Source organism: Rhodococcus phenolicus, from assembly GCF_001646785.1.
GTDB classification, from domain to species: domain Bacteria; phylum Actinomycetota; class Actinomycetes; order Mycobacteriales; family Mycobacteriaceae; genus Rhodococcus; species Rhodococcus phenolicus.
This window is the reverse complement of record NZ_LRRH01000017.1, coordinates 23,594-44,179: the sequence shown is the minus strand read 5'-3', so window position 1 is coordinate 44,179 and position 20,586 is coordinate 23,594. Positions and strand designations below refer to the sequence as shown.

The 20,586-nt window shown below is 66.6% G+C and carries 18 protein-coding genes; 9 read left to right on the top strand and 9 right to left on the bottom strand.

The features are described from left to right. Nucleotides 1–47 precede the first annotated feature (47 nt). Nucleotides 48–314 carry an abortive infection family protein gene (locus A8G15_RS32460; protein ID WP_082899699.1) on the top strand — a complete coding sequence of 89 codons (267 nt, stop codon included), beginning with the start codon at nucleotides 48–50 and terminating at the stop codon, nucleotides 312–314. 139 nt (nucleotides 315–453) lie between these two features. On the opposite strand, the gene A8G15_RS06540 is transcribed toward A8G15_RS32460, so the two are convergent. The 8 genes from A8G15_RS06540 to A8G15_RS06505 form a co-directional block, all read right to left on the bottom strand. Beyond that, nucleotides 454–1,434, bottom strand: coding sequence for a zeta toxin family protein (locus tag A8G15_RS06540; RefSeq protein ID WP_064257748.1), 981 nt, complete (start codon nucleotides 1,432–1,434; stop codon nucleotides 454–456). Nucleotides 1,435–1,437: 3 nt separating this feature from the next. Continuing rightward, a complete protein-coding gene (locus tag A8G15_RS06535) occupies nucleotides 1,438–1,911 on the bottom strand; it encodes a hypothetical protein (protein ID WP_068156919.1) in 474 nt (157 codons plus the stop codon). 151 nt (nucleotides 1,912–2,062) lie between these two features. Then, nucleotides 2,063–2,584 (bottom strand): hypothetical protein, encoded by a 522-nt coding sequence (locus A8G15_RS06530; protein WP_231912158.1) that lies wholly within the window; start codon nucleotides 2,582–2,584, stop codon nucleotides 2,063–2,065. 48 nt (nucleotides 2,585–2,632) lie between these two features. Further along, nucleotides 2,633–3,343 (bottom strand): DUF8176 domain-containing protein, encoded by a 711-nt coding sequence (locus A8G15_RS06525; RefSeq protein WP_064257750.1) that lies wholly within the window; start codon nucleotides 3,341–3,343, stop codon nucleotides 2,633–2,635. 24 nt (nucleotides 3,344–3,367) lie between these two features. Beyond that, nucleotides 3,368–4,669, bottom strand: coding sequence for a hypothetical protein (locus A8G15_RS06520; protein WP_064257751.1), 1,302 nt, complete (start codon nucleotides 4,667–4,669; stop codon nucleotides 3,368–3,370). Between the two features lie 61 nt (nucleotides 4,670–4,730). Continuing rightward, complete coding sequence (locus tag A8G15_RS06515) at nucleotides 4,731–6,119, bottom strand: CpaE/TadZ family protein (RefSeq protein WP_064257752.1); 1,389 nt, start codon at nucleotides 6,117–6,119, stop codon at nucleotides 4,731–4,733. Nucleotides 6,120–6,121: 2 nt separating this feature from the next. Next, on the bottom strand, nucleotides 6,122–6,469 hold the full coding sequence (locus A8G15_RS06510; RefSeq protein WP_064257753.1) for a hypothetical protein: 348 nt from the start codon (nucleotides 6,467–6,469) through the stop codon (nucleotides 6,122–6,124). A gap of 110 nt (nucleotides 6,470–6,579) precedes the next feature. Continuing rightward, on the bottom strand, nucleotides 6,580–8,736 hold the full coding sequence (locus A8G15_RS06505; protein WP_068156917.1) for a type IV secretory system conjugative DNA transfer family protein: 2,157 nt from the start codon (nucleotides 8,734–8,736) through the stop codon (nucleotides 6,580–6,582). Nucleotides 8,737–9,847: 1,111 nt separating this feature from the next. On the opposite strand from A8G15_RS06505, the gene A8G15_RS06500 reads away from it, so the two are divergent. From A8G15_RS06500 to A8G15_RS06465, 8 genes are all read left to right on the top strand, one after another. Next, nucleotides 9,848–10,156 carry a hypothetical protein gene (locus tag A8G15_RS06500; protein WP_068156914.1) on the top strand — a complete coding sequence of 103 codons (309 nt, stop codon included), beginning with the start codon at nucleotides 9,848–9,850 and terminating at the stop codon, nucleotides 10,154–10,156. Between the two features lie 42 nt (nucleotides 10,157–10,198). Continuing rightward, nucleotides 10,199–10,597 carry a hypothetical protein gene (locus A8G15_RS06495; RefSeq protein ID WP_068156911.1) on the top strand — a complete coding sequence of 133 codons (399 nt, stop codon included), beginning with the start codon at nucleotides 10,199–10,201 and terminating at the stop codon, nucleotides 10,595–10,597. Continuing rightward, nucleotides 10,594–13,659 (top strand): ATP-binding protein, encoded by a 3,066-nt coding sequence (locus A8G15_RS06490; RefSeq protein ID WP_068156902.1) that lies wholly within the window; start codon nucleotides 10,594–10,596, stop codon nucleotides 13,657–13,659. Before A8G15_RS06495 ends, A8G15_RS06490 begins: the two co-directional genes overlap by 4 nt. Nucleotides 13,660–13,757: 98 nt before the next feature. Next, entirely contained in the window at nucleotides 13,758–15,818 is a 2,061-nt protein-coding gene (locus A8G15_RS06485; protein WP_156665277.1) for a hypothetical protein, read from the top strand. After that, entirely contained in the window at nucleotides 15,818–16,660 is an 843-nt protein-coding gene (locus tag A8G15_RS06480; RefSeq protein ID WP_068156897.1) for a hypothetical protein, read from the top strand. Before A8G15_RS06485 ends, A8G15_RS06480 begins: the two co-directional genes overlap by 1 nt. Then, nucleotides 16,657–18,255: a peptidoglycan DD-metalloendopeptidase family protein gene (locus tag A8G15_RS06475; protein WP_068156894.1), complete on the top strand. Its 1,599-nt coding sequence runs from the start codon at nucleotides 16,657–16,659 to the stop codon at nucleotides 18,253–18,255. The genes A8G15_RS06480 and A8G15_RS06475 overlap by 4 nt, the downstream gene beginning before the upstream one ends. Before the next feature lie 456 nt (nucleotides 18,256–18,711). Next, nucleotides 18,712–19,068 (top strand): hypothetical protein, encoded by a 357-nt coding sequence (locus tag A8G15_RS32345; protein ID WP_342671555.1) that lies wholly within the window; start codon nucleotides 18,712–18,714, stop codon nucleotides 19,066–19,068. Between the two features lie 12 nt (nucleotides 19,069–19,080). Continuing rightward, on the top strand, nucleotides 19,081–19,674 hold the full coding sequence (locus A8G15_RS06465) for a hypothetical protein (protein WP_068156889.1): 594 nt from the start codon (nucleotides 19,081–19,083) through the stop codon (nucleotides 19,672–19,674). 176 nt (nucleotides 19,675–19,850) lie between these two features. Here A8G15_RS06465 and fabG read toward each other — a convergent pair whose 3' ends face one another. Beyond that, the gene (fabG, locus tag A8G15_RS06460; RefSeq protein ID WP_082899697.1) at nucleotides 19,851–20,549 is read right to left on the bottom strand and encodes a 3-oxoacyl-ACP reductase FabG; all 699 of its coding nucleotides are present in this window, start codon (nucleotides 20,547–20,549) and stop codon (nucleotides 19,851–19,853) included. Nucleotides 20,550–20,586: the final 37 nt, after the last annotated feature.

Below are 20,586 nucleotides of genomic sequence, written 5' to 3'. Positions count from 1 at the left end.
CTTGACTTTCCGGGGGTCGGGTTCCTCGCCGGAACCGGTCTTCTTCCCTGCCATTCGTCAATGATCAAGCAGCACGGCGCGAATCACGTGCAACGACACGCCCTATTACCGAAACATCTTTAGGCGGGGCGCTCAGCATCGCGATAGGCGTCGCCGAACTGCGCAACGCCTACGGCACCGGCCACGGTCGCGATCGGAGACCTACAGGTCTCGGTCCACGTCATGGACACCTGGCTGTGAACGCCGCCTACCTTTGGTGCCAGCTCATGCTCGACACACTCGCGGACCCGAGAGCCCCCTGGCGAAAACTGTAGATCGTCGCCCTTTCCCGGCGAGATTACGCGTACCCCACGTTCCTGAACCCCCTCACTGTTGTCACGGGTGAGCATCTTCGACATCACATGCACTGGCGTGAGAGAACCTCAACGCACTCTCGCGATTTCGGCGCCTTGTTCATTCGACCGGCGTCGAAGCCGCCGTCCATGTCAGATGTAGTTCCCCACCCTCGGTCGACCGCTCACGACGTTCGATGTGCTCAGCACCGCGGCTCGCATCGTCGGTGCGATACAGGTCGTAGCACCCGACCGCGGTGTTCGCCTCACTCACCTCGAGCGCATTGACCTGCGTGACCGACCGGCCGCGCAGCGGCAAATGATCGGGCTGGCGAAACTCGGTGAACAGCGCGTCGACCGCGGTGGCCGGCACCCAACGGCCACCGAGACGTGCGACGGGATCGGCAGGCTCGCTCAACGCCCGCAGCAGCCCCTGACGCCAGCGGGTCACGATCCGCTCGGCGGCCACGTGCTGCGGCGCTTCGACATCGACGACGTGGATCGTGTAACCGGCCTGCTGCAAGTGACGCAGGAGCCGCTCGGCGTGGGCTTTCCACGCGAGAGTGCCATCGATGATCAGGTTCTCCCCGTCCGCGATAGCATCGCGTTCGGCAGCAGCGAACAGAACATCGGTCGATTCACGATGGACCAGCGCCGACAACTCGAAAGGATAGAACCGACTGTCCTCTCCCTGTGCTGCGCGCAATTCCGGCGGCAACATTTCCTCGAGGGTGCCGTCGGCGAGAGCCGCTTCGAGCAGGTAGCGCTTGAACACATCGGCGTCGAGTTCGCGCCATCGACGCCGATCACGGCCCCGAAACAGCTGATCGTGGGACGAGGACTTGCCCGCACCGGGTGGGCCGGCCATCACGATGGCCGAGCGTTCGCGGGCAACATGCGGGTTCGCGGCGCGCCACCGCTCGAGGATCTGCTCGTGCAGTCGTCGGCGCGCGCTGGTGGGCACCGGGGCGCCGTCGATCCGCCGGAACCAGCGGCGATTGTTGACCGTGGCATGGGGCGCATCAGGCTGGAGCGGTCCCTCCCCTGCGGAGAGGGAGGTGAGGAAACTACGGCGGGCGTCGATGTCGGCGGGTGTGAGCACAGGTCAGCGGTCTGCCAGCGCCTCGAGCAGGGCATCGTAGTCCTCGTCTGTGAGGAACCCGTCACGCAGAGCACGCCCGACCTGCACGGTGAAACTTCCTTCTGTGGCAGGGTTTCCGTCCTCGGCCCACTCGAAGGGATTGGGCTCGGCAGGGCGTTCGTACTTCCATCCGGTCAGCTCACGCAACATGGCAGTGCGCGAGATCTCACCAGCGGCATAGCGGGCGGCGATCTCGTAGGCGGTCCCCCCGTGCGTACCGGGCCGCACATCAGGAGCATCGACACGAGCGCGGCGCAGCATGTCACTGATCGTCGGCTGACTCACGCCGACGATCTTGGCCAAGCGCACCTGGATGAAACCACGCTCGTGGAGCTGACGCAGATGCCGCAGATACGCGATATGCGCAGCGGTTTCCCGGGCTTTCTCCCGGCCCAGATCCGCGATGAGTTGCTCATCGGGCTTCATCATCGTCGTCATGGCGCACCTCCTGCTGGCGTCGCACTTGTCTGAGATCGCACCCACCAGCATACCTGCATATAGGAAAACTTATAAACGCTGTTCACGTAGTACGAACCTCAGTCGTGTACGTGCGCCAGCAACGTCCACCAAGGACGTGATGTGACACCGGTCAGCGGCAGTCCACGTGCACCGAGACATACACCCGACCGCTGTGCTCGCTGCTCCACTCGTCCGGGCGGTCGGCGGCCACGGCGATATCGAGCTGGTCGGGTTCGGACCAGTCCACCGGCTCGGGCGCAGCGATCAACGCGGTGGTGGTGTCGATCTCGGCGGCCGGCAGCTGCTGGTCGGTGTTGGCCACCGTCAGCACCGGTGAGCCGTACGCAGCGCGAATCGTCCACCCGTGCGCAGCAGTGATCTCGACGGCCAAGTCGTGGCCGTGGCCGGTGCACCGGGCGGTGACCTCGTCCGGTCGAGGTGTAGTGATCTCGGTGTCCGAGTGCGTATCTCCCCAGCCGAAGACGATGCTTCCCAGATCGGTGCTGGTACCGGTGACAACCTGGCCACTGAACGACGTGGACACTGCCGCAGCGGCGCGCGGCTGGTCGCCACATCCGGTCAACACGGCAAGTCCGCTCGCGAGGGCCGCCCCCGCGAGCGCCGCGCGGCGCAGCTGGTCGGTCACAAACATCTCCGGGTGGTCCTTTCGGAACAGCAGGGACGGCGGCGCGGGGCCCGGTCACTTGAACACGTCGACGTACCAGAGGCCGTCGATCTTTGCGGTGGTCACGGTCTGAGTGCCGCGCTCGACCGGCTCACCGGGTCGCATGACCGACAGGTCGACGAGGAACACCCCGGCCGACAGCTCGACGGTGCGCAGGCAGTAGTTGGTGCCCTGCGGGAGCTTGTCGATGAAGGTCTGCAACTCCGGGGCGGGCGTGACCGTCGAGGTCGGGGTGGCCAGGGCGCGGGCGGCGACCCCATCGCGGCGGTTGTAGTACGCGTAGTTGAACGCGGCGATCACGCCCTGCCCACTGCGCTGATCACCGCGATCGGCGCGGCATTCATCGCTGACCTCCGGATCGGCGGGGGCAGCGGCCGGCTCGGTGTCCTCTGGCAGATTGAGCACCGGCAGACCGTTGTCGTCGACCGGGGCGAATGCCGGGTCCGAAGCCTCTGTCGACGCGGCTGATTCGGCGGCGCTGTGACCTGCGGTGAACTGTCCGGCGACGGCGATCGCGCCTGCCACGACGGCCGCGGCCACCACAACGACAGCGGCAGTGCGGCCGACTCGCCGACGGCCACCCGCGCGCGGCGACGCCGCCGGTCCCGGTGCCGCCGAAGCGGTCGGGGTCGACGGCGTCGCCGCAGATGAGGTGGGTGCACCACCGAGAAGGTCGACCACCGCGGGATGGCGAGGGGTCCGCCGCTTGATGTTCGGCTTCCTCATGACGCTGCCCACTTTCATCTCGACTCAGATACCGAACTGGGTGATTCCGTCGCCGATGGCGTTGGTGATCAGGTTTCCGGCCAGGCCCGGGGTGGCGTCGTTGAAGAACGTCTCGAGGGTCTGGTCGACCTGTTCGATGATCTGCTCACCGCCCGGCTGTGCCTGCACGAAATCGCGGGCCTGCGTGTCGATCGCCGGGGCCGTGTCGGTGGTGAAGGTCTGCACAGCGTCGACGACGACCTGACCGACCGGGTCCTGTGACCACTGTTCGAGCGTGGCGTCGACCTGCTCGCCGACGGTCTCGGCCTCGACGTCGGGAACCTCAGCCTCGATCGGCGTGGCGTTCTCACCGGCGCCGTAGGCCGTGCCGGCAGCAAGGCCGGCAGCACCACCGACAGCAGCGCCGATACCGCCGCCGATCGCGCACCCGACACCCAGACCGCCGGCCGCACCGACCGCTGTCGCGGCCACACCGCTGGTGACCGGAGCAACGCCGGGGATCGGAAGCGGCACCATCGTTCCGGCCATCGCGCCGCCGATACCGGCGACCGTGCTGACCACGAGGCTGGCCGGGACACCGACCGCTGCGCACCCGGCAGCCGCACCGGCACCGGCACCGAGCGCAGCGCCGGCGACCTGCGCCGAGGCGACACGTTCGGCTTCGGTGGTATCGAGGCCGACCGAGCGCCACGCATCGGTGACCTGAGCTTCGATCACTGCGGTGGTGTTGTTGGTGCGTTCGGCGTCGATGTCGGAGACCCAGTTGGGCTGGTCGAACACCACGCGGCCCATGCGCATCGTGTCCTTGGGTGCCTCGATCGGCACGGTCGGGTCGATCACCGGGGTCGGGGCACGCAGCTGGCTCCAGTCCACAGCCGGCGTCGCCTCACCCGAGTGGCCGTAACCGCTGTCGCCGCCGTATCCACCCCCACCGGAGTAGTCGGTCAAATAGTCGGTCGAGTAGTCCACGACGGTCACCCCGCCACCGGTCTGCGGGTCGTAGGCACGCGTGCCCTGGTTGTACTGTGCCGGCGGCGCGACCCAGAAACTGCTGTCGGCCTTCGGCTCCGCGGCGCTCGGCGCAGGCGTCTCGGCCGCGGTGGTGCCGCCGGTCTGCGCGCCGCTGGTCACACCTTCCTGCGTGGTGCCGCCGGTCACCCCGCCCTGAATCGGTTCGGCCGACGCCGGGCCTGCCACCATCGCGGACATCCCGAACGCAGCGGAGGCCACCGCCAGCGCCGTCGCAGTGCTTCTCGCCGACCGACGACGATGCCGTCCCTGTGCGCGGCGCGCGGCGCGGTTTCCGATAGTGGTGTCGATGCTCATCTGTACCTCTCGGTGAAAGTAGGTGAAGAAAACGGGCCCACCGCGCAGCGGGGGCAACGACTCAGCCAGCGGCATCACTGCCGATCCGGGTGACGGTCGCCGCGAGCACGGTCAGCGCATCGCAGGTCTCGCGGCGCAGTTGTGACAGCACGATCCGTTCCCCGGACGCGAAGACCGGCTCGAACGGCATCCGGCACACCGACACCCCGAGCGCGGTGAACGCCTCGACGGCCTCGGTCTCGACCATCGGCGCATCCCCCGGTCCGTCAGTGATGACGACGACGGTGCGCGCAAGCACATTCGGGCGGACCGCGGAGATCGCAGTGAGGGTGCGCTGCGCGGCCACCGCGGCGTCGCGGCGCAGCGGAACGGGCACCACCACGGTGTTCGCGGCGGTGATCGCCCACTGCCAGCTGCCCGAGTGACTCGAGTTTCCGGTGTCCGCGAGCAGCAGGTCGTAGTGCCGTTCGAGGATCGTCCCGAGTGTGGCGGCATCGTCGAAGCTCAGTGGCGCTTCGGCTCCAGCCGGTCCTGCCAGGGCGTAGGAGCCGTTCGGCTGGCGGGTCAGATAGCGCGCCAGGGTGGACGGGCGTACCTGGTGTGGCGTCTGGCCGAGGTCCGCGAGGACGCTGACCGCATCGTGTCCTGCTGCCGGGGGGACCGCGACCCGGTCGGCGAAACTGCCGCCGATTTCCCCGAGGTCCAAGCACGCGGCCGTGGCGGGGCCGCGGTACTCGGCAATCGTCTCGGCCAGGGCGATCGACATCGGCGTTTTGCCGACGCCACCTTTGAGGTTGGCGAAGGTGATCACCGCGCCCTCCGGCAGCGGGCCCGCGATCGCTGCCTGTGCCTCGCGCAGCCGCATCTCGAGCGAGTCCGCCTTCGGGGCCAAGGCCAGGCCGAGCATCGCATTGAGACGGCCCCGCATACCGATCCGGGCGGGCAGGCTCGCCGCGGGATTCACGCCCGGTGCCGACAGTGCCGGCACCACCCCGATCGGGCCTGTGGCCGCGTCTACGGGCCGGACAAGCCCCGCGGTGGGTGCAGCCGTGTGCGCGGGCCGCACGGGCGGCTCGACAGGCTGAGCGGGCGCCTCGTACGGGATCGATTCGGCGGCCACGGTCACCGGTCCGGCCGGCGGCGGGGAGGCAGGCTCCGCGGCCGCCGGTTCCGGATCGGTCGCCACGACCGGGATGGGCACGCTCGGGGCGTTCTCGGTGAGCTTACCGTCAGGGCCGACCGTGAGAAAACGAGTGTCTTTGCCCGTCCGATAGACGACTTCGACCGCCGCCTGTTGCTCCACCGCGATGGTGCGCACGAACTCGTGCACGACAGCTGCCAGATTCTTGAACTCGGTCGCAGCCAGTTCCATCGGCGGCACGTCGGCACCGGCGAGCTGTGCGCGCGCTGTCGTCGCAGAGGTCGCCTCGATTTCTACGGTCGGCGTCATCGTCAGTTCCCGCCGAAGGCACCGGCGCCGGCCAGCGCGGTGTCCATGTCCTCGACGACGGCCTCGGTCTGCTCCAACTCGGCCAACGCCTGCTCGCGGGCCTTGCCCTCGGGCAACGCCTCGATGACCGCGCGGCGTTTGGTCGAAGCGTCGCGGATCTCGGCGAGACGTTCGCGGGTCAGTTCCTGCTTCTCGTCGAGCTTGGGCAGCCACGCAGGCACCGATGCCTTGAAGTATTCACGCAGCGCGGCGATGACCGGATCGTTGGCGCCCTTGGAGATGAACGGTCCGCGCAGCGCGACGACGTCCTCGGTGGTGGGGGTGATCGACTGGGAGATACGGCGGGTCATGGTGATCCTTTCGAGGGTGTTTTTCCGGTGTTGCGGTAGCGGATGGACTCTCGGCACGAGAGCCACTGATCAAGGTCGGCCCATCGGTGCGATGCGGCACGGTCACAAGGTCATACGGGCGCTCCTACGGAGTCGGGATCGGGCAGGGCTACGACGCCGGTCGCATCGAAGGTGATGCGGGTCTTGACGCGGCCGGTGCCCACGATCAGAACGGTCGAGCTGACCTCGCCCTTCTTGTTGCGGCGCACCTCGACGTCGTCGACGGTGACCGGCACCAGCTCGCCGCCGGAGTCGTCGAGAAGCACCGTCTGACCGGCCTGCACACTCGACGCCGGAATGGCATCGGCGAAGTCGTCGTCTTCCACCTCCGGTTCCGAGGCCGACTCGGGCTCTGCCTTGACCATCGACACCGCGGCATCGTCGGAACGACCCGCCCCGATGACGACCGGCTCGGGCACGCTGCCGTGGCTGCGGGCCCGCTTCGCCAGCGCCCGCTCGGATTCGATGAATTCGGCCAACTCCGACGAGTAACAGGTGAACTGCGGCGCCTCCGCCGGCACCAACCCGTCGATGATCGCCTTCTCGCTCTCCGAGAGCTGGTTCCACTTGTTCGGGTGCTTGTCGACGTTCGGGGTCCACCACATCTGCGCATCGACCGGATTACCGTCGTCGCCGAGGGCGATCCCGCGGCCTTTGACCGAGGTGTCGACCTCCCGCCCGACGGTGGAGTCGCCCCACATCATCAGCGCGCCGTCCTGCGAGAGATTGCCGAGGGAAATGCGGGTGCCGAAGTTGTCGCGCGCATTACCCGAGGCGCCGCCGAACAGGGACGCATCCGGGCGCTGCACCCCGAGCAACAGTCGGATGCCGGCCGAGCGCGCGAGCACCGCCAGATCCGCCCACGCGCCGAGCGGATCGAGTTCCTTGAGCTGCGTCTTGGTTTCGTCGTCGCCGGTCTTGGCCAGGCGCTGCCACTTGCCGGAGAGGATGAAGAACTCGTCGAGCACCGCGATCATCAGCGGCAGCTGCGAGCCTTCGATCTTCATCTGATGGATGTAGGCGTTGCGCGCCATCATTTCGGTGTGCAGGGCGCGCACGAACATCGCCGCGCGCAGCGCGTCGTAGATGATCGCCCCGCACCCCGGGTAGCCCTCGAGGCCGTCGAGTTCGATCATCTTCGGATCGACCCCGACGAACGGGATCCCGCGCCGCGCCGCTTCGGTGAGCAGCGTGCGGATCACGGAGGTCTTGCCACCGCCGGTGGGGCCGACGATCAGGCAGTGCGGCTTGTTCGAGCTGGTGGACACATCCCAGAACATGATCCGGTCCGCGGCACCGGTCGCATAGGGCAGGTGCCGCAGGTTCTCGTCGACCAATTCGAGGGGGTGGTCCACACGCGTGGGCATGGCAGTGACCAAACGCATCACGAGGAATCCTCTGCTCGGATACCAATCAGTGGTCCAATTGCGGCCTGACTCGTGCTCCCCCGCCAACGAGGCGAGCGCTTCCTCGACTTTCATTTGGAAGCCGGGCGAGCCGGTATTCATCGACTTGTCGAAGGTGATCCGATAGCCGGTCTCGATGCCGTTCTCATCGATCGTTTCAACGGTGACCTTGGGGTCGGAGAAGATCGACGCCGCATCGAGCGCGTCCTGAAGAGCCTTCTGCCGTTCGCTGCGGGTGTCCGGGGCGATCGATGTGCGGGTGAGGACGAGTCGGTCGCGGTGCGCGTCGTGCCGCACCGTCATCGCCCACGAGTCGTTGCCACCGAATGCCGACTCGACCGCTTGGGAGAATTCCTCGAACTGCTTGGGTCGGATCACCGCACCACGCGGCAGCTTGATCGTCGCGCGGCGCATCGTGCGCCGACCAGCGGACAGCGGAACAGTCACCTTCGTGGGCAGGTGACCGGTGCTCTGCCGGACCATCGATTCGAGCATCTGCGACCACCGGCGGGCACGGTGACGGACAAGGTCGAGACCGATCAGCGGTGCGGTCGCTACCGCCAGCGGCCACCGGTAGTCGTGCAGCTGAGTCAGCACGTCGATCGCAGCCTGGTTGCCGGCTGCGGAGGCAATGAGATGGGAGCTGGCGAAGGCCGTTGCGGCAGGTACCGCAGTGAACGGTGAGAACGGCACGAAGCGCGAGACTCCGGTGGGGCGGCCATCGTCACCGATCCGGGGGCCGCGAGCATCGCCACTGTCTCCGACCGTGTCGCGCCACACAGCGACCAACCAGTCTTTGAGTGGGTCTGGAGTTCCGCTCACTGCCTGTGCCTTTCGCTCGTGTCGACGTCGCTGACGATGTGGCTGCTGTTCGGTGGGTGCGAGCAGAGTTACAGAGGGGTGCTGTTTTCACCAACAGGGTGGACACCTTCCGCCCTTTCGAGCGATGGCATGTCGCATCGGGACGCCGGCCGCCGATTGACGTGCTCTCCAACATGTTCGGCAGACGCTTAAGGCGCGTACGTCCCCTGTTCGTTCGATCGCTGCATCGAGCGCTCTTCCACTCGGCTGGGCGCCGCTGTTTGGAGCGCTCGAATCAGCGGTCGAAAACCTGTGTGCGCATCGCTTTGCCGAGCGCTCGACATGGCGGTCGTCGATGCACGTGCGTCGCGCTCTTCGAGCGCTCGCTGGAGTGGTCGCGCGCCGCGCGAAAGAGTGCTCGATCGTGCGAGTCGCCCCGCCTTCACGATCGCTCCGATGAGCGGTCACGACAGCGTTGGACGTCACCGCCGCTGCGCGTGTGTACGACCAGTGCATCGAGCGCTTGAAATAGCGTTCGACATGGGCGGTCGCGAATAGCGTTGGCGCTCGGCGGAATTCTGAGTTACACTCCCCCCCAAGGAACGCCGGGGGGGAGTGACCCCGGAGAGGTAGGCGCTACGAGCGCTTTTTCGAGCGGTCGAATCCACCGCTCGAATCGATCCCCCAATCCACCGCTGATTTCATGCGCTCACACGAGCGCTCTTCCCCCCGTGCGCGTACGTCTGACCCGCGCCGCCCTTCTCCCGTGCTCGATCACCGCCGGGCGACCACCACTGCCGCATCGCGCGAGAGTGGCGCTGGGATAGGCGTACTGGGTACCCATATGAGAGCTATAACTGCTACCGCCCCATAGGCATCGACGAGCGCATCGTTGCGTGGACGCTGAGAGCGAGCTCGTGGACACTGCTACGGCCCACCGTCGGATGCGTCATGTCTGCACCGCATTTCGGGGGCGCTCGGCGGTGCGTGTCCGTCTCGTTCGATCTGCTTGTCGACCTCTGCGGACACACGCGATAGGTGCGGTCACCCTGTTGGGGAAAAACGTCTCGCCGTTTTACGGTCTCGCCCATCCCAACTCGGGTGTATCGACCGAACCATCAATGGAGCGCTCATGTCTCTCGCGTCAAGCTTGGCCGAACTGGCGATCACAACGATCCCCACCGGCGACGCACTCGCCCAGACCACCGAGGTCAGCACCACGGGGGTGCGCGCATGGATCGAAGACAACATCGTCTTCACGATCCTCATTCTCATCGCGTGCGTGGTGCTGATGGGTGGCCTGCGCGGCAACCTGTCGAAGGTCGTCACCGTCGGCGGCCTGTCGCTGGCAGGCATGGCGTATCTGGGCGTCGCGACGAACCCCAACGCGGCGACCGGGATCGGCAACTGGCTCCTCGGTCTGGTCGGCATCCAGGTCTGACCGCTACCTGCAACCACCGGCCGACGACTGAAGGGCACGACCGTGATCGACAACGACGACATGCTGCACCGCGTGGACCGGCACTATCTCGGCCCGACCGGCTTCACACTGCCGTTCCGAGTGCGCTACGGAGCGGTCGGAATCGGCTTCGTCATCCCCGTGGCGATCTTCATCATCGCCCGCGCGATCGTGCACGTCCCGATCAACTTCCAGTCGATCGTGATCATCCTCGCGCTCGGTGTCGTGCTCACCTCGAAGGTCACGAAATACGTCAACGCCGATCGCCCACTGCGGTCGGTGCTCAAAGCCGCATGGAACGACCTGAACGCCCCACGCCCGCCCAAGGTCGGCCAGACCGTCGTGCTCCGCATCCCTGCCGCCTTCCACACCCCGCGTAGCGCGCAGGACACCGTGTCGAACGAAGGGAACCTCTCCCGATGACTTTGCAGCCCGACAACGACATCGCGTCGCTGTTCGATCCGAACTTCGACGAGCCCGAACCGGCAGTCGTGCCGCCCGGCGCGCTGCCCCCGTCCTGGGCCGCAGCGATGGCAGCGAGTAGAACCGCTCCCCCGCCGCCTGCACCTGCGCGGGTCGCAGAGTCGGAATTGGCGTGGTCCCAGGTCCCCGACAGCAGCATCGCCTCCCCCGCGGATGTGAGCGTTCCACCCATCACTGTCGAGGCGGACCGGACGGACAGCAAGCGCAGGCGTGGACGCACGAAGCGCGGCAAGAAGACCGACACCGACGCCGAGTTCGCCCGCCAGTCCAAGGCCGCCGCCAAGCGCGCCGATCGCGCCCGCAAAGCGGTACGCCTGCAACTGGTCGGCGTGGAAGGCAACATCACCCGCACCCGCACCCAGTCGACCGCATGGTTCATCCAAGAGCCCGGACCGTGGAACATGCGCCCGGTAGCCCGGCAGCGCCGCTACATCCAAAACGAAGCGCTGGTGCTGGCGAACCTCGCCGACGCCGGCGTCACCGGTCTGCACCGCCGGCTGGTGCGCACCCCGTGGCCCGTGCGCCAATGGGCGCAAGCACACGACGCGTGGGCCGAACCCATCCCCGACGTTCCCGGTGCGTTGTCGTGGTCGGACTATCTGCGCGGTCAGCAGCACGCGATGCTGTGGGGCAACTCGACCCAGAAAGGCCGCTACTGGGGCGTGGAGCTACCGCCGCGGCCCGCGCTGGCGGTCGGACTCGACACCGTCTCCGAATGGCTGCTCCCTGTGATCGATGTGCCACTACTGGGCCGAGTCGCGAAGCTGGTCCGGTCCTGGGCGCGCACGGCGTTCCTCAACGAGCAGAAGGCGCTCGCCGATCACCTCGCCACGATCGAACGCATCCTGTCCGGGCAGGGGGTGCGCGCCAAGCCCGCAACGGGTGCGTTGATGGACTATCTGTTGCTGCGCTCGGCCTCGCTCGGATTGCCTCTCGATGCCGAAGGTGTGATCTCCGGTGGCGGTAACTGGGAACACTCCGATGTCGCTGCGCTCGAAGACCTCACCGACCTCGAACTGACCCCCGGCGACGGGTACACCACCGTGCGCGGTCAGGTCGGCGGCCGCGACTACACCGGCTACGCCATCGTCCTCACGGTCGGGCGCATGGCACCGCTGCCGATCCCGGAGAAGATGCTGCCCTGGCAGGTCCTCGGTGACTCGTCCGGTGAACCGCTCGAATGGTCCGAGCGCATCCGTCTGAAGACCAAGAGCCAGTCCATCTACCAGCTGCGCCGGTTGACCTCGCGCATCGAGGCACAGTTCGACCACTACACCGTCGAACACGACCAGGTCCCGCCGCAGGAACTCGCCGAACAGCACGCGCTCGCACAGCGGGTGATCTCCGACATCGAAGACGACCACTCCGGGCTGTCGGTGCGCACCGAGGGCTGGTACCGGGTGCTCGTCGTCGGCTCCACCCCGGACGAAGCGAAGGAAAAGGTCTCGATGCTCCAGGAGATGTATGCGCCGCGCATCCGCCTCGAGCAGGAGCACGGGCAGTACCAATTGCTGCGCGAGTTCCTCCCGGGCGAACCGCTCGCCAACATCGCGCACTGCCGGCGCATGAGTGTCGAAGCCGTCTCCGCCGGCATGGCCGCCGTCGGTGACCGTATCGGGGACCGCAACGGTGTGGTGGTCGGCGAGACCGCCTCGATCGCCCCGCGGCCGGCGGTGTGGGACCTGTTCGCCGCGCACGAGAAGAAGCACAAGTCCGGCCTGACACCGATCGTCGCGGTGCCCGGCTCGGGCAAGACCTTCCTCGCCGGGATGCTCGTCTACCAAGCGGTGCGCGCCGGGGCCTACGGGGTGGTGCTCGACCCGTCCGGACCGCTCAAGAAACTCGCGCAGCTCCCCGAGTTCCGGGGTATCGCCGATGTCCAAGCGTTGACCGGACGCACCTCCCGGCCCGGTTCGCTGAACCCGTACCGGGTGATCGTCGACCCGCGCCGCGACGACCCCGAGTACGACCCCGCCAACCCGGATTACGCCGACGACGCCGATCCTGTCGCCGCCGCCCACTCCCAGTACGAAGCCGACGTACGCGCCGCGCAGGCCGAGCGGATCTCGGTGGCGGTGTCGGTACTCAAGATGATGTTGACCCCCGCCCGCCTCGAACACGAGTGGACCGAAACCGTCCTGCAGACCGCGGCAAACACCGTCGGCGGCGAACGTCACCACAACCTGCGTGAAGTCCTCGACGCGATCGCCGCGCTCGGTAACGACGACGAGAACGTCGATCTGCGCACCTGCGCGCGCAGCGTGCACCAGGACCTGACGATGATGGCCGATCTCGCCGAGGCCCGAGTGCTCTTCCCCGAGCGCGGAACCACAGGAGACGCGGACGACATCGTCAACGACAACATCCGGTTGACGGTGCTGACGATGCCCGGACTGCAACTGCCTCCCACTGGTACCGACCCGTCGCAGTGGACCCCGCAGCAGCGCATGGCCGGCCCGCTGATGCACATGGCCGCGTGGCTGGCGAACCGGCTCGTCTACGAACTGCCGCGCTACGAGCGCAAGGTGCTGTTCCTCGACGAGAACAAATACCTTGAGCAGACCGGTGCCGGCCGCACCCTGAACCTGCGCATCGCGCGTGACTCGCGCAAGTACAAAGTCCGCGCGCTCGTGTGCTCCCAGCTGCCCGATGACTATCTCGGCGTCGACGGCAGCGACGACAAGTCGGCTCTGACCTACGAGGTGATCATCGGCGATCTCGGCGGTAACGCTCACGCCATCGACGGCGCTCTGAAATTGCTGAACCTACCGTCCGGAGAAGGCTACGAAGCACTGCTGGCCGACCTCGGAGGCGGCGGCGAGGACACCTTCGATCCGGACACCGACACCGAGCACTTCGATCAGGCCCGCCGGTTCATCGTGAAGATGGCTGACGACATCGAACTGATCCGCTCGGACTGGACCCACTTCGTCCACCTGGCGCACGTGTTCGAGGCGCTGGACTCGCGGGCGACCCGCGCGGCGATGGGCGGCGCCTCATGAGCCCGCAGCCGTTCCGAGCCGACTCGACCGGCCGTTGCCCTTCCCCGCGCCGTTTCGGGTGGCGTACGGGGCTGCTGGCGCGGTTTCTGACCGTGTTGATGCTCGCGGGCATCTCGTTCGTCGCAGCGGGCACCGGTGCAGCGGTCGCGGGCGGATTCGACTGCACAGAGGTGCCGACCGCGGAGTTCCCCAACGAGGTCATCGAGACGACCTTCGACTCGTCCAGCGCCCACCGGGCACCTCGGGAAGGGGGAGGTGGCACCGGCTACGAGAGTTACGGGTGGGCCGGACTGAAGTGGCACACCTACGATCTCGGCTGCGGCGAGGATCTGGTCAAGGCGCCCGGCGCGGTCGCCGACACCACGCTGGGCAACACCTTCCTGACGATCGGCAAATCGCTCGCGGCCGCAGCCTTCTGGCTCGACGACCAAACCAACACGGGGCAGGACGCTCTCAAGGCAGGTGTTGAGCCCGCCCTGGCTCAGTTCGACCGCATCGTCTATTCCATCTCGGATGGCCTGCGCGGCGTCTACGTGGAGTGGCTGATGATCGCGCTGACCATCGTCGCCGCGACCGTGCTGTGGAAGTCGCTCAAGGCCGACGCCGCCGGCGTCACGAAGACCTCGGCGATCGCCGCGGCCGGACTGATGCTCGGAGCGCTGTTCGTCGGCGCACCGCAGAAAGCGGTCCAAGTCGCCGACGAGACGTTCGGCGCCCTAATCACCGAGACCCAGGACCAGATCTTCTCGGTCCAGTTCGGCGACGGCCCCGGCGGTGGCACCCTCACGAGTGGCCCGACTGATCCGAAGAATGTGCTGATCGATCGGGTGTTTCTTGAGGATTGGCGCAAAGGCTGGTTCGGAACCAACTACGACCAGACGGACGTTGCCGGACTGGGGCCGAAGCTGCGCGATTCGCTGGCCTTCTCGTACGAAGAGCAGGAGCGCGTCAAGAACGATCCGGACGCCCAGGCCGAGCTCGCCGAGCAAAAGTCCGACAAGTTCCGCGAGATCGTCGCATCGCTGGAATCCGACCATCAGTTGTCCTACTACCAATTCCAGGGCAAAGACTCCGGACGTACCTCGACCGGGTTCCTCGGCATGCTCAAACTGGCCATGCCGTCAGTGCTCTGGATCGGCGCCTCACTGCTCAAAATCACCGCACTGCTCGCGATCCGCTTCGCCATCCTGTTCGCGCCGCTGTGGGTGCCGCTCGCACTTGCCGGCGGTGGCTGGCTGGCCCGCATCATGCGGATGCTCGCCACCGCCTACATGTGGGGCGTAGCCGGTGCGGTCATCGTCGCGCTGTACCTGATGGCCCTCGTGCAGCTGTACGGCGTCGACAACGGTCAGGTCGACGGGTCCTGGCGACTGTGGTTCATGATCCTGTTGACCATTGTGTGCTGGGCGATCATGCGTCCGTTCAAGCGAATGACCCAGACCTTCACCCAGAACAACACGAGCATGGTCAATCGCAAGGCCCGCGAGGCGAAACGCTCCCTCAAGACCAAGGCATTCGCCGCAGCAGGCGCAGCAATCGGCGGGCCCGGTGGGGCAATCGCAGCCAAGGCCGGCGAACGCTTCGCTCGACGGGCTCACGAAGACGACATCGCCGGTGACGGCGAGGCCAAGGCAGCCTTCGTAGCCAGACCCGAAGGCCGCGGCCTCAACAACCGCAGGCAGCAGGCACTGACACAGGCACGGTCAGACGCTCGAAAGAGCCGCATCGAACGTCTGGGTCAGGGCACCGATCGGATTGCCGAGCGCGACGCACGTATCACCAGCATCGCCGCTGTCGCCAGCCGGGACATGGTCCGAGGAGACAATCCCGTGGAGCGCAAGGACACCGAGCGGGCCGCAGCATCCGGCGCCGCAGCGTGGAAGCGTCTGGACAAGGACGAGGTCGAGAACCGCCGCCGAGATCGGCAAGCTCGCAAGGAGATGCTGACAGCGAGCGTCGGGCAGCGCTGGGACGGCGGGGATCGCTCGGCCATCGCACCGATGAAGGTCTACACCCCTACCGGCAATCGCGAGCCGAGTCGACCCCCCCGTCACCTGGCACTCAACTCCGCCAGATCGACGGTGACCACCGCTTCCCGGGCACGGGTCCGGAATGCACCTGCACCGTCCGGCCCCAAGTCGACGGATAGGTACGCCTGATGACGAGGTCCGGCCCCAACCCCGTGCTCGCACCGATCCGACGGTGGGTGCTCTACTCACGTACCAACCTGGCGATCTCGGTGGGTTCTAGCCTCGCTGTGTTGTGGCTGGTCGGAATGATCTTCGGAGAAGATCCGCAGCCTCGGTCCGTAGACAGCACCGCGATAGAAGCTGTTGAGAGCGCGCCGCCCACGACAGCAATCGAGTACAACCTCGACGAGGTCACCGAGTCCGTGGTGGTCGCCAAGTCGGCGTCCTGGATCGCTTCCAGCGCACCCGCGACCGCAATGGCCTACGCGCACGTCTTCGTCGACACGGCACTTTCCGACGCCGAGTGGACCCGCGCGCTGAGCCGCTACACCGTGGATACGCCCGGTCCAGCCACAGTGGCCGCACGGCCGCGGACTCCGATCGTCATCACCGGCCCCACGACAAGCACCTCGGTGATCGGCGATACAGAGGCTCCGGCCGCGCAGGTGAGCGTCCCGACGCAGGCGGGAGATCTGTTCGTCTCGGTCGTCGTCGAGGAACTGTCGGATAGCACCCAGCAGTGGGCGGTCACCACTCCGCTGCCGACGTTGGAACTGTCCGAGGTCGAAGACGCCATAAGACCGGCCACGACAACCCCCACGCCCCAGACGTCGACGGACGACGACGCATCTGCACTGCCCACCCCTACGACCAAACCTTCTCCGCCCTCACCGACGACGACCTCTGAGCCGACGCTCGATCGCGACGACTCCGAGGTGACACCGAGTCGCACCGTCGATCCCACTCCCGTACCGGTTCCGGGCCCGATTCCGATTCCGGAACTCGACACTCCTATTCCGGGGCAGCTGTGAGCGTCCGCCGCGCAGGAAAGGCGCTGCTGCTCGGTGGGGCGGCTGCCGTAGTCATTGGCACGTCCGCGTGCTCGGTGGGTGCGCCGGTGATCCCGCGCGATCCGTGCCGGGTCCTGCCGACCGATACCAGCGGTTCCGCGGAGACTGCACCAGGCGCGTCCGTGCCGGTCTCCGGCCCGATCCAGTTGCCGGTTCGTCCCGGAACAACCACTCACACCTCCGGATTCGGTCCGCGTTGGGGTGGGCAGCATCAAGGCGATGACCTGGCAGGTCCGGTTGGCACGCCGATTCTCGCTGCACTCGACGGGGTGGTCGTCGCCGCCGGGTCCTCGGGGGAAGGGCCAGGGGTCGGCTTCGAGAACTGGGTGATCATCGACTCGAACGTCGACGGCTCCCCCGTGAGCACTGTCTACGGGCACATGTTCGCCGATGGCATCCATGTGACCGCCGGCCAGCGAGTTACCGCGGGCGAGCACATCGCCGACATCGGAAACGCTGGCAGCAGCACCGGACCACACCTGCACTTCGAGTACTGGCAGGGCGGCCGGTTGCAGGGCGGCACACCGATCGACCCGGTGACCGTGCTGCCCGAGATTGCGCAGCAAAACGGCGGAGCTGCACTGATCGCCGATGACCCTCACACCAGTGACAGCGAGCGAAGCAGCGACGTGCAGCTCGTCGCCGCCTCCCATTCGACCGCCGACTGTTCGGGATTCGGTATGGCCGGCGGCGGCAATCTCGCCTTCGGAGCCGTACCGGCCGAGTTCGAGCCGTGGCTGCGTCGCGCAGGCGCGGTGTGCCCGGAGATCGACTCGGCTCTCCTGGCCGCGCAGCTCCAGCAGGAGAACAACTTCCGTCACGGGCCGAACGCTCCCGTCTCACCTGCCGGCGCGGTGGGACCGGCGCAGTTCATGCCTGGTACCTGGGCTACCTGGGGCAAGGACCACGATGGTGACGGAACAGCGGACCCGAACTCGATCGGTGATGCCGTGATCTCGCAAGCACACTTCATGTGCGCGCTCTACCAGGACATTTCCGAAGTACCGGGAGATCCGATCGAGCTGACCCTGGCGGCCTACAACGCAGGGCCGGGAGCGGTGCTGCTGCATCGAGGCATCCCGCCTTATGCGGAAACACAGAACTACGTCGCCAAGATCACCGCAGCGCGCGCGGCCTTCACCAACCCGAACTCGCGGGGCCGGTTCATGCCGAATGCCTCGGACGGCAATGGGCAGGTCGTTGCGGCGGCGCGCGAGTATTTGGGCACGCCGTACGTCTGGGGAGGCGGGGGCATTGGCGGGCCCTCCGGCGGTGGGTTCGACTGCTCGGGCCTGACCTCGTTCGCGGTCCATGCGGCCAGTGCCGGCAAGGTCTCGCTCCCCCGGACGTCCGAGCAGCAGTGGACCGTCGGGGTCGAGGTGCCGATCGAGAAAGCGCAGCCGGGTGACCTCGTCTTCGGCAGCTGGGGCCCGGCCGGGCCTGGCCATGTAGGGATCTACTCGGGCAACGGCCAGATGGTCCATGCACCCACTACCGGCGATGTCGTCACGGAAGCACGGCTCAAACCAGGAATGAAAGCCCGCCGAGTGATGTAGGGGACGTGCCATATTTGCTGCTCAGAGACCTATTTTCGATAGTGGAGAAGTTCTTCGCGCCCCCGGCCGGAACTGCAATCCCTTCCGCCCTTGGGCGCCCGACACCTATGAACGTCACCGCGACATGCGATTGATGGGTGCGGGTTTCACCCATTCGGCGCAAGGGGACGTGTCGTTCATGCTGCTCATCTGCATTTTCTGTCCGGATCGGAGGGCCTTTTGAAGGCACGGAAACTTGTCGTGGCGTTGCTGGTCCTCGCAGTGATCGGCTGGGCCGCGTATTCGTGCACGGCTCGCCCCAACAAAGTCGAGGGATCTGCGAGCGCCGGCTCAACGACCAGTTCGTCGTCGCCCACCATGCCCAGCACGACGCCCCGGCCTTCTACAACTGCGGAGATCACGACTCCAGCGCCCCCGGCTCGGGCAGCCGAGGATGCGGCCAAGCAGGGACTGACCGTGGCGTTCACGTGGTATCCGGCCACCGACAGCACCCAGAACGATGCCTACGGCCGGGCCAGGGACTGGCTGACCGATTCCCTTACCGAGCGCATGATCGTCGACGCCAGCACCGAGCGTGGGCCCAGCGTGCAGTGGGCTCAGTGGGCCGAGGAACAAGCGAAGGTCATCGCCGACGTCAGTATCGAGTGCTCCGGGTGCCCCGAGGACACCGACACCGTCGTTCATCGCGTGGCCACCATCAAGCAGACCGCGGTGTCCGGCAGCGGCACCGATACCGTCGATCCCGACACCACGGTGTGGGTCACGATCGTGCGAGAAGGCGACCGCTGGCTCATCGACGAGATCCGCTACTGACCTGGAGGACCTGTGAAGCTGAAGAACCTTGCTGCTGCCCTGATCACCGCCGCTTTCGCGACCGCTCTGGTGTCATGCGGCAGCGACGAGCCGCAGGCTCCTGCCGGCACTGAGGTTCCGAGCACGACCGCAGCACCGGCGGTATCGGTCTTCGGCGAAGACAGCACCGACATCCTCTTCAAGATCCATCAGCGGAACGCCGTCGCGATCATCGAAGCGGTGGAGGAACGCGGAGGCACGCCGGAACAGGCCATAGCTGCTCTTCTTGCCGGTCAGGCCGAAACGGGCTGGAGGTCCGGGTTGTCCCTGCCGCCGCCTGCGACCGCAATCGCGGACATCTACGGATGGCGATTCACGTACAACATCGGTGCCGATTCCACGGACGCGGTGCGCGTCGCGACGTACACGTTCCTGGATAACGCCGCAGCTGTGAAGGCCGATCCGAGCGACCCGGCAGCGTACGCGCTGGCGGTACAGCAGTCCGATGAGCGCGGATACATCGAAGACGAGCGTTTCTTCGTGAACGACGAAACTGCCATTTCGGAGTACGCCAAGGCACAGCCTGTCGCCGAGGCCGCGTATGCAGAGTTGCGCGGCGAGCAGTAAACGTTGGGGACGTGCTGTCACCCCAGGTAGGAGGCATTTTCGTCGCCGCCCTGCGGCTGGCAGCTACTCTCCCGTCTCATAAACGAGGCCGGCCCGGCACCTCGTTCCCGTTCCGGCCTCGTTCGGAATCGCAGGGGGCGCGGCGTTCTAGCCGGTAGAAGACCCCAATCGATTCATCAATGTCCCATGCCGATACCGCCGTCGACGTTGATGACGCTTCCGGTGATGTACGCGGCACCCGGGCTGAAGAGGAACGCCGCCGTAGCTGCGATCTCTTCGGGCTTGCCGAATCGGCCCAACGGGATGTGCTGCTTGGCGAGCTCGATGTTCTTCTCGCCGAGAGCGTCGGTCATGTCGGTCTCGGTGAATCCGGGTGCAAGGACGTTGCAGGTGATCGAACGGGAGCCGAGTTCGCGGGCCACCGAGCGCGCAATACCGACCACACCGGCCTTGGCGGCGGCGTAGTTGACCTGACCCGCCGATCCGGACAGACCGCTGACCGAGCCGATGATCACGATGCGTCCGGAACGTGCCTTGAGCATGTTTCGGGTTGAGCGCTGCACGACGCGAAAGACACCGGTCAGGTTGGTGTCGACAACGCGCGAGAAGTTCTCGGTGTTCATGCGCATCAGCAGGGTGTCGTCGTTGATACCGGCGTTGGCCACCAGACCTTCGACGGGGCCGTCTTCGGTCTCGATGTGCGTGAAGGCCGCATCGACCGATGCATCGTCGGTGACATCGCATTCGATGGCGCGTACACCGTCAGGGACGGATGAGCCGCGGTGCGTTCCCCATACCGTGTGTCCTTCCTTGACGAGCTGGCTGGCGATGGCCGCGCCGATGCCGCGTGTTGCACCGGTGACGAGAACGCGCACTGATAGTTCCTTCCGAGTTGACGATTCGTAGATGGTG

Coding starts and splice junctions, on each gene's coding strand:
- A8G15_RS06535 (WP_068156919.1), bottom strand. CDS start 1,911: ATGACGACGATGATGAAGCCCGATGAGCAACTCATCGCGGATCTGGGC.
- A8G15_RS06530 (WP_231912158.1), bottom strand. CDS start 2,584: ATGTTTGTGACCGACCAGCTGCGCCGCGCGGCGCTCGCGGGGGCGGCC.
- A8G15_RS06525 (WP_064257750.1), bottom strand. CDS start 3,343: ATGAGGAAGCCGAACATCAAGCGGCGGACCCCTCGCCATCCCGCGGTG.
- A8G15_RS06520 (WP_064257751.1), bottom strand. CDS start 4,669: ATGAGCATCGACACCACTATCGGAAACCGCGCCGCGCGCCGCGCACAG.
- A8G15_RS06515 (WP_064257752.1), bottom strand. CDS start 6,119: ATGACGCCGACCGTAGAAATCGAGGCGACCTCTGCGACGACAGCGCGC.
- A8G15_RS06510 (WP_064257753.1), bottom strand. CDS start 6,469: ATGACCCGCCGTATCTCCCAGTCGATCACCCCCACCACCGAGGACGTC.
- A8G15_RS06500 (WP_068156914.1), top strand. CDS start 9,848: ATGTCTCTCGCGTCAAGCTTGGCCGAACTGGCGATCACAACGATCCCC.
- A8G15_RS06490 (WP_068156902.1), top strand. CDS start 10,594: ATGACTTTGCAGCCCGACAACGACATCGCGTCGCTGTTCGATCCGAAC.
- A8G15_RS06485 (WP_156665277.1), top strand. CDS start 13,758: ATGCTCGCGGGCATCTCGTTCGTCGCAGCGGGCACCGGTGCAGCGGTC.
- A8G15_RS06480 (WP_068156897.1), top strand. CDS start 15,818: ATGACGAGGTCCGGCCCCAACCCCGTGCTCGCACCGATCCGACGGTGG.